6 protein-coding genes are annotated in these 7259 nt (G+C 69.0%); all 6 read right to left on the bottom strand.

Annotation, left to right across the window (positions count from 1 at the left end):
• A partial coding sequence (locus ACIQGV_RS09815) for a peptidoglycan-binding protein (protein WP_402492796.1) occupies positions 1 to 768 on the bottom strand: 768 nt, incomplete at its 3' end.
• 462 nt (positions 769 to 1230) lie between these two features.
• Entirely contained in the window at positions 1231 to 2241 is a 1011-nt protein-coding gene (locus ACIQGV_RS09810; protein ID WP_402492794.1) for a DUF2278 family protein, read from the bottom strand.
• Positions 2242 to 2300: 59 nt separating this feature from the next.
• Positions 2301 to 3281, bottom strand: coding sequence for an endonuclease/exonuclease/phosphatase family protein (locus ACIQGV_RS09805; RefSeq protein WP_402492793.1), 981 nt, complete (start codon positions 3279 to 3281; stop codon positions 2301 to 2303).
• Between the two features lie 141 nt (positions 3282 to 3422).
• The gene (locus ACIQGV_RS09800; protein WP_402492791.1) at positions 3423 to 4877 is read right to left on the bottom strand and encodes a serine/threonine-protein kinase; all 1455 of its coding nucleotides are present in this window, start codon (positions 4875 to 4877) and stop codon (positions 3423 to 3425) included.
• A 300-nt stretch (positions 4878 to 5177) separates the two neighbouring features.
• On the bottom strand, positions 5178 to 5591 hold the full coding sequence (locus ACIQGV_RS09795; RefSeq protein ID WP_402492789.1) for a nuclear transport factor 2 family protein: 414 nt from the start codon (positions 5589 to 5591) through the stop codon (positions 5178 to 5180).
• A 140-nt stretch (positions 5592 to 5731) separates the two neighbouring features.
• Complete coding sequence (locus ACIQGV_RS09790) at positions 5732 to 7240, bottom strand: DUF4246 domain-containing protein (protein WP_402492788.1); 1509 nt, start codon at positions 7238 to 7240, stop codon at positions 5732 to 5734.
• Between the last annotated feature and the right edge of the window lie 19 nt (positions 7241 to 7259).

Below are 7259 nucleotides of genomic sequence, written 5' to 3'. Positions count from 1 at the left end.
GACCAGCGGTTCCATGTGCGGCAGCCGCATGTTGAGCAGCTGCTGAAGCTCTCGCACCGCAGCGCCCCGGGAGCCCGTGCTCAGCGTCCGCTGACCGGTCCCGCCCTGACCGGGCTCGACGGGAGCGGGCTCGACGGGAGCGGGCGAAGGCGCGGACGGCTGAATGTCCAGGTATATCGCGTATACCCCCTTGTCTCCTCCGTCGTCCACGCCGGTGAGGACGATTTCGTCCGTGAATTGAAGCGTCCTCGGATCGTCCGCGCGCTGCAGGGTACGTCGACGGCTGTCCGCGCTCAGCAGTCTGTCCAGCGGCAGCGCGATGGCGGACGGCTGATATGCGTCAGGGCCCATGCCCAGCAGCTCGTCGGCTATGAAGTCGACCAGAAGCCCGGTCAGGACGTCCACCACCGGCGCGGCCACGGCGCCGACTCCCCCGGTGAGGGCGATGAGGGCGGCGGTGACCGCAGCAGAAACAGCTTTGGCCAACGCCTTCTTCTGATTCTCCGCTTCTTCCGGGTCGGAAGTCTCGATCTCCATCAAGGTGGCGGACACGCTCATGTCCTGCGCCGGTCCGGTGTAGAGCAGCCGTTGGACGACGGCGATCCTCGGAGCGTCCTCTCCCAGCTCCAGGAATCCACTCTCCGGGATGCTCACCAACGGCTGGGGGGTGGTGCCGGCGAAAAGCTGGACGGTGCCGATTATTTCGTCCAGCTCCTCTTGGCGGATGCGGCACTCAAGTCCCGTGAACCATACTTTTACATCGACCATGATGCATCGCTCCCTCGGCCTCGAGGTCCGCTCCGTGAGCTGTCCGGCGACCGCCTCGCCAAGAGAAGGGATCAGGTGGCGACATCGGCTCGGAGCGCCTCCTGCACATGATGGATCGGCAGGACAGGCCCATGGCTGCCCGCTCACGAGCGCCAGTGCGGTACAGGACCGAGCGCGATGGAACACCCGGTCACCGATCGCCGGGTCATCTGCGCTGCGGGATCGCCGACTTGCCTGCCGCCGACTCCGTGAACCAGAGGTTGAGGCAACGGCGGCATCATGACCGACAGTCGTCGTGCCGGCCGTCCGGTGCGACGGCGTCACCGTCCGGCACAGGTATCTGATACCAGGTCACCACAGGCGCTTCGCCTTCGCAAGGCGAGTGGCGCGAGCCCGGCATCGGCCGCGTGCACGGGCCCGACGGCCGTCGGGCCCGTGCACGCGCTGCGTGGGGGGACTCGCTCAGAAGGACACCGTCCAGCCCTCGCGACGCGCTTCGGCCTCCGTGTACGACACACCGTCGACCTTGAGCCCCGACGAGTCGAGCAGGGTGATCGCCCCGCCTCGGTTGCCGAGTGCGAAGCCGTTGCCGCCCTGGACGACCACGGTCGCGCCTGCGGCGACGAGCTCCGGGGGCAGCGGGAGCATGTGATCGTTCCCGTCGGCCAGCCGCCAGCCGGCGAGGTCGACGGACTCGGGCGAGGCGTTGATGAGGGTCACCGTCTCCCGCTCGGGTGCAGGACCCTTGGGGTTGACCATGGCCGCCAGGATGCGCATCTCGGCCTCGCCCCGGACGGGCCGGGCAGGTGCTGTCTCGATGGGGTGACCGGTCTGGTCGTCGGTGTGCCATGCCTGGGACTGGAAGGCCAGGAACACGGCCGCCCAGCGTGATTCGGCCGGGAAGTGGATCATCAGCGCGCCGTCCTGCCAGACTCCGTTGGTCGGACGGAAGCGCCCCACACTGCCCTGGTTCATATGGATCTCATGCACACCGTTGCCGGGCTCGAAGCCGAACACCTTGTCGCGCTTGTTGCGTTCCGGTCCCCATCGCTCGCCGAAGACGTACAGCTCGGCCGTGGGGTCGCCGAGGGCACGCCCGATGTAGTGGTCCAGCCGGTCGGACAGGTCGTTGTCGGGGCCGAGCACGTCCGGAGGCAGCTTGCGCATCGATTCCGGGGCGAAGAGATTGCCGCGGATGAAGTCCAGGCTCGCCGTGCCCGGCCGGGACTGCAGCTCCGTCCATCCGCTCCTCGCCGGGGGAAGCTGTGCGGTCACGGGATGCCGGAAATCGTCGACAGCCAGGAACAGCAGCTCGGAGGGGGCCTCCTGGGACAGGACGTTGACCGCACCGCGGTAGTGCGTGCCCTCGTCGTCGGTGAGGTGCAGCTGGTAGTGAGGGGTGTCGTCGGGCGCGCCTTCACGGCGCCGTTCGACGACCCTGCACGCCAGCACTCCGTAGTTCATCAATGGCATGGGTCTTCCCTCCGCCGGTGTTCGAGCCGGAACGGTTGCGGTACGGAAAGGGAAAGAGGTCAGAGGTCGAGGACGACCCAAGCGGGATCGTGATCCGATCCGTCACCGCCGTGCCTGGTACGCCGGTCGATGTGAGAGCTCTTGTGCCGCGTCGTGAGGCTCTTGCTGAGCCAGATCTGGTCGAACAGCTCGTACTTGGCGGGCTGTCCGGTTTCCTTGAACCGATGGGTCCACGCCCCCGAGGCAGGCGGCGGAGGGGTGTCGGGCTTGGGCGCCCGGGTCTCCTCCGGATACGCGAGCGCCTCCGTCAGACTCGTCTGGGGTGTCGGCTCGGCCAGTGCGGCGAGTGTCGGCGCGTCAGGGCTGTCGTTCATGTCGCCCAGCACGATGTAGCGTCCGTCGGGGCGGGTCCGTTCGCCGAGGATCCGGACGACGGTGTCGGCCTGGCGGGTGCGCCGCTCGTCGGCGAGGCGCTTGCCCTCCTCGGGGTCGGTGTCCCGATCGACGAACTGGCTCTTGAGATGGTTGTTGAAGACGGTCAGCAGATGCTTGTCGGGGTCGCGGGGATCGCGGATGTCCACTTCCAGCAGGTCCCGGCTGAAGACACGTTCGCCGGGCACGTCCGGATGGACCGCGTGCTGCCAGGAGGTCACCGACCCGACCGGGAATTTGGACAGGACAGCGACATCGATCAGGCGGGGGTCGTTGCCCTCGATCAGCGAGATGTGCGGGTAGGCGCCGTCCAGGTACCGAGCGACGAAAAAGCGCAGGGTGTCGATGTCCTCGACTTCCTGCACGGCCAGTACGTCGAGGTCCATCTCGCGGATCCGCCGGGCGAGCACGTTCTGTTCCCCGGGGTCTTTTCCCTTGACCAGCTTGCCTTTGTACGTACGGATCCGAACGCTCTCGGGGTCGTCGAAGACATAGCTGGAGGTCAGACGTTCCTCGTCGTCGACCGCATGGACGGCCGACACCTCTGCCCGGAAGTTGAACCGTGAAAAGAGATTGTTGAGGTTGAATGTTCCTACGGCGACATCCATGGTGACCTCCGCGATCGACCATCTGTCCCCTGTACCTCGAACATATCGAGCGTAACTCGATCGGTCAGCCGATGGAAACGGAGCCGACGGCTCGCCTGTCGAACGTGAAACGGGACAGGGGAGCCGGGCGGTGAACCCGCCCTACTCCTGCCCGTGGGGGCCGTTCGCGCCCTCCTGGCCTTTTCGCGCCCGGCCGTGCGGTTCGCCGGGAGACTTCGCCCTGGCCCGCCCGTCGGCCCTGGCGGAGGACTGCTCGGGCACGCCGGTGCCGCCCGGGGCGGACGAGGGGGTGGCGCCGGTGGCCGGGTGCTGGCCGGGGCCGCCGGACGGCAGGCGGGCGTCACGTTCCGGGGCGGAGGCGCGAAGCGGTGGGGCCGAGGCGGCACGGGTGGGCGGGGGCGGGGCCGCCGGTCGCGCGGAGCGGTCGTCCTCGCGGGGCGCAGTGTCCGGGGATGCGGACAGAGCGGCCGGATCACTGCCGGACGGGGCCGCTCTTCCCGGGGCGCCGTCGTCCGCGGCGGTGGCGACGAGACCGGAGGCGACGACGGCGGCCAGGGCCGCCACCGCCCCGCACGCCCGGAGGCGGTTGCCCGCGTGGGCGGGGCGGGAGACCGCTCCGGACCGGGCCGTCGGAAGCACTGCGGCGGAGAGCGGCCGGGCGCCGGACAGAGGGCTGTGGTGCGTGCTGTCGGTACCGTCCGTGACTGCCACCGGGGTGACGACGCTCGTGAGGCGAGCGGCGGACGGTGCGGTTTCCGTGGCCGTCGCGGTGGAGGCCAGACGGGCCAGTGCCCGGGCGCAGTGGCGTGCCGTGGGGCGGGTCCGTTCGTCCAGCGCGGTCATGTTCCGCAGCAGGGTGGCGAAGGCGTCGGGCAGGAAGTCCGGGAGGGCGGGCTGTCGGTGCAGTCGCGCTATCGCGGCTTCCAGGGGACCGCCTCCGTATTCGAGGCGGCCGGTCAGGGTTTCCAGGAGCACCAGGCCGAGGGCGTAGACGTCCGCGGACCGTCCGACGGGCCGGCCCAGTACCTGCTCGGGGGACAGATAGGCAGCCGTTCCGGTGAGGGTGCCGGTGGCTGTGCGGGTGGTGGCGTCCAGCAGCCGGGAGATCCCGAAGTCGGTCAGGTGAGGCCGGCCGGCGGTGTCCAGGAGGATGTTGGACGGTTTGACGTCCCGGTGGACGATCCCCGCCTGATGCGCGTGGGCCAGGGCGTCGGCCAGATCGGCGCCGAGCGCGGCGACGGTCTCGCACGGCAGGGGACCCTCGGCTGTGCGTGTCTTCAGAGTGGGTCCGTCGACGAGCTGCATGACCAGGTAGGCATCATGATCGTGCCGCCCGGCGTCGTAGGCGGTCACCAGCCCCTGGTGCTGAAGCCGCGCCAGGTTCACTGTCTCGCGGCGGAAGTTCTCCTCCGTGTCGAAGCCGGTGCCCGGCCTGAAGATCTTCACGGCCACGGGCCGCCGCAGCCGCAGGTCGAACCCGCGGTGGACGTCCGCCGCGCCGCCCGAGCCGATCAGCGCGTCCAGCCGGTAACGGCCCGCCAGAATCCGGGCGGGGACTCGGGAAGCCTCTCTGCCCTGCCACTCACGCAAGCCCACCTGGATCTCCCCTTGCTCCGCGCATCAGCACCCGCCACGTGCCCGCCGACGGCGGGACGCCGGACTCAGGTACCCGCGGGGCCGCCCCTTGCACACGAACGGACACATCCCGCCCGGGTTTCCTCTGCCGGGGCGACCGGCGGGGACGACGGTCCTCGGGAAGCACCGGCGCAGCAGGCGGCCGTCTCTCCGGCCCCTGCCCCCGGGCTGGACCGTTCCGTCGCTGCCGTACGGGACGAGGTGGTCACGGCGCCGGTGCGACCGCTCGCCGCCGTGACATCCGGTCATCCGCGCAAGCGCCTAGGGAGTCATCCCCTGTGGGGTGTCCGGCAGGCTCTCCATGGGTTCGACGAGGGCGGCCCTCCACTCCGGGCGCGGGTCGGAGCCGAGGGCCGTCCAGTATTCCCGCCCACGGACGATCCGTCCGTCGTGGACGGTCCAGAACGACGCCGCGCGGAACACCCCGACGCCTTCGTGCGGGACCTCGACCTCGGAGACGACCTCGTCACCGTCGGCGACGATCCGCAGCACGTGGATCGTCCAGCCCTCCGGATACTCACGGTTGACCGCAACGTAGTTCTCGGCGCCCACGATGCGTTCACCGCTGACCGGCCACTCGACGACGGCGTCCTGCGCGACCAGCTCGGCGACCCCGTTCCAGTCCCGCGCCTGGACTCGGTCCCACAGTGCTTCGATCACTCTCGACGGCTCCATACGGCACACCCTGCCAGACACACCCCCGCAGGCGGAGGCAGGGCACCGCAGCCCGTCACCCCCTGGCACCGGACAGGGAGGTCCCGGCACCCGGCCCGGAGGCGGTACGGATCCGGGGACGCGGCCGGCCGCGGAGCTCCTCAGTGCTCGCAGAGGGAGAACTCCCGTTCGTAGAGCTGCTCGTTGTGTTCGTCGACGAAGAACTTGCGTTCCTGCATGAGTTGTTCGCGGTGCTCCTTGGCCTGCTGGAGCGTCATGGTCGAGGTGTCGGACCATGGCTGCTGCGGTGGCACATCGGATGTCGAGACGATCTTCTCCGACGGGTCGACCAGGAAGAACGCGAGAATTTTACGGTGTCCCGGACGGGCGGGGTCCATGAGGCGGAACGAGCCGACGCGGTGCTGCAGGATGTTCGGGAACGCCAGGCAGCGGCCCGCCGGGGTCGCCGCCGATCCCAGCGTCTGGTTCAGCGCGTCCTCGTCCTCCAGGCCGTAGACCTCACGCAGACCGTTGTCGTCGTTCTGCTCGTAGTGCGGGTCGTCGAGTGCCGCCCGGAAACTCAGCCGGCTCTCGGTGATGTTCTCGCTGTCCCAGTAGTAGATGCCGGTCGAGACGATCCGCTCGTTCAGCATGCCCTCGACATGCCAGGAACCGCCCGGGTACTCGGGCTTGTCCGGGGTCAGGTGAATCGTGGCGAGCTTGACGATGACCTGGAGACGGCGGCCGCGCAGATCGACGCGGGCGAAGTCCTCGGGCGGCTCGGGCGGGGTGTAGGCCGGGGCGTCCGGGACGGCCGGACGGCGGTTCTCCCACCAGTCGTCCTGGGCCGCTTCCCATGCACGGAGGGCTTCCGTGCAGGCATGGTCATCACTGTAGGAGGACTTGTCCGGATACTCCGGCTCCGAGTCGTACCAGCCGTAAGGATCGGCCTCGATGCGCAGGGGCCGCGGGTGGCGCAGATCCGTGAGCACGTTCTCCAGCAGCGGGCGCAGGCGCGCGAACAGGTCCGGCAGCACGGAGGCCAGTTCGCGGTGAGTCTCGGGGTGGACGTTGTTGACGTACGAACGGAAGGTGACATCGCCCTCGTCACTGACGTCGACGTCCGTGGGAAGCCACTGGAATCTCTCCGAGAACTCGTACCGCGAATAGCGGTCCGTCGGGTTCCGCCAAGCCCGGTCGGGCGCGCCGCTCACCTCGTTCACCAGACAGAACAGTGAGGGATGAACCAGATCCAGTACCTGGCCGTCGGATCCGGGATGCCAGTCCTGTTCCGCCTCGGGGACCTGTTCCAGAACCCGGACCGCCTCGCGCAGCCGGGATCCGAGCGTGTCGTCGACCAGTGTGTCCGACTGCCACACCCCGTCGACCGCGGACACCTCCACGCCGGTTCGTGCGTCCCGCAGCGCGGCGTAACGCACGAGTTCGGCGAGCACGTAACGGACCTGTGCTTCGGTGAGGCCCTGGGCCATCGCTTCCTGCGTCCACCTGGCGACGATGCCGGCGTCGTTCATCTTGTCGGACCATCCCGGCTTCGCCCGAATGTGGGCGCTGCACTGCATCATCTGGAGTTCCCGCAGCGTTCGGGGTGTCGCGAACGCCATGGAACGAGAAGCATGAAAGGGCAGCGGGAAAGCGGAAAGGCCGGTCAATTCTCTTGTTCCTCACGGT

Origin of the sequence: Streptomyces sp. NPDC093094 (assembly GCF_044754345.1) — a bacterium.
Classification (GTDB): domain Bacteria; phylum Actinomycetota; class Actinomycetes; order Streptomycetales; family Streptomycetaceae; genus Streptomyces.
The sequence above is the reverse complement of the archived record's forward strand: the minus strand, read 5'-3'. Positions and strand labels throughout refer to the sequence as shown.

Excerpts from the sequence above, each read along its gene's own strand:
- ACIQGV_RS09805 (WP_402492793.1), bottom strand. The coding sequence starts at position 3,281 with ATGGATGTCGCCGTAGGAACATTCAACCTCAACAATCTCTTTTCACGG.
- ACIQGV_RS09795 (WP_402492789.1), bottom strand. The coding sequence starts at position 5,591 with ATGGAGCCGTCGAGAGTGATCGAAGCACTGTGGGACCGAGTCCAGGCG.
- ACIQGV_RS09810 (WP_402492794.1), bottom strand. The coding sequence starts at position 2,241 with ATGCCATTGATGAACTACGGAGTGCTGGCGTGCAGGGTCGTCGAACGG.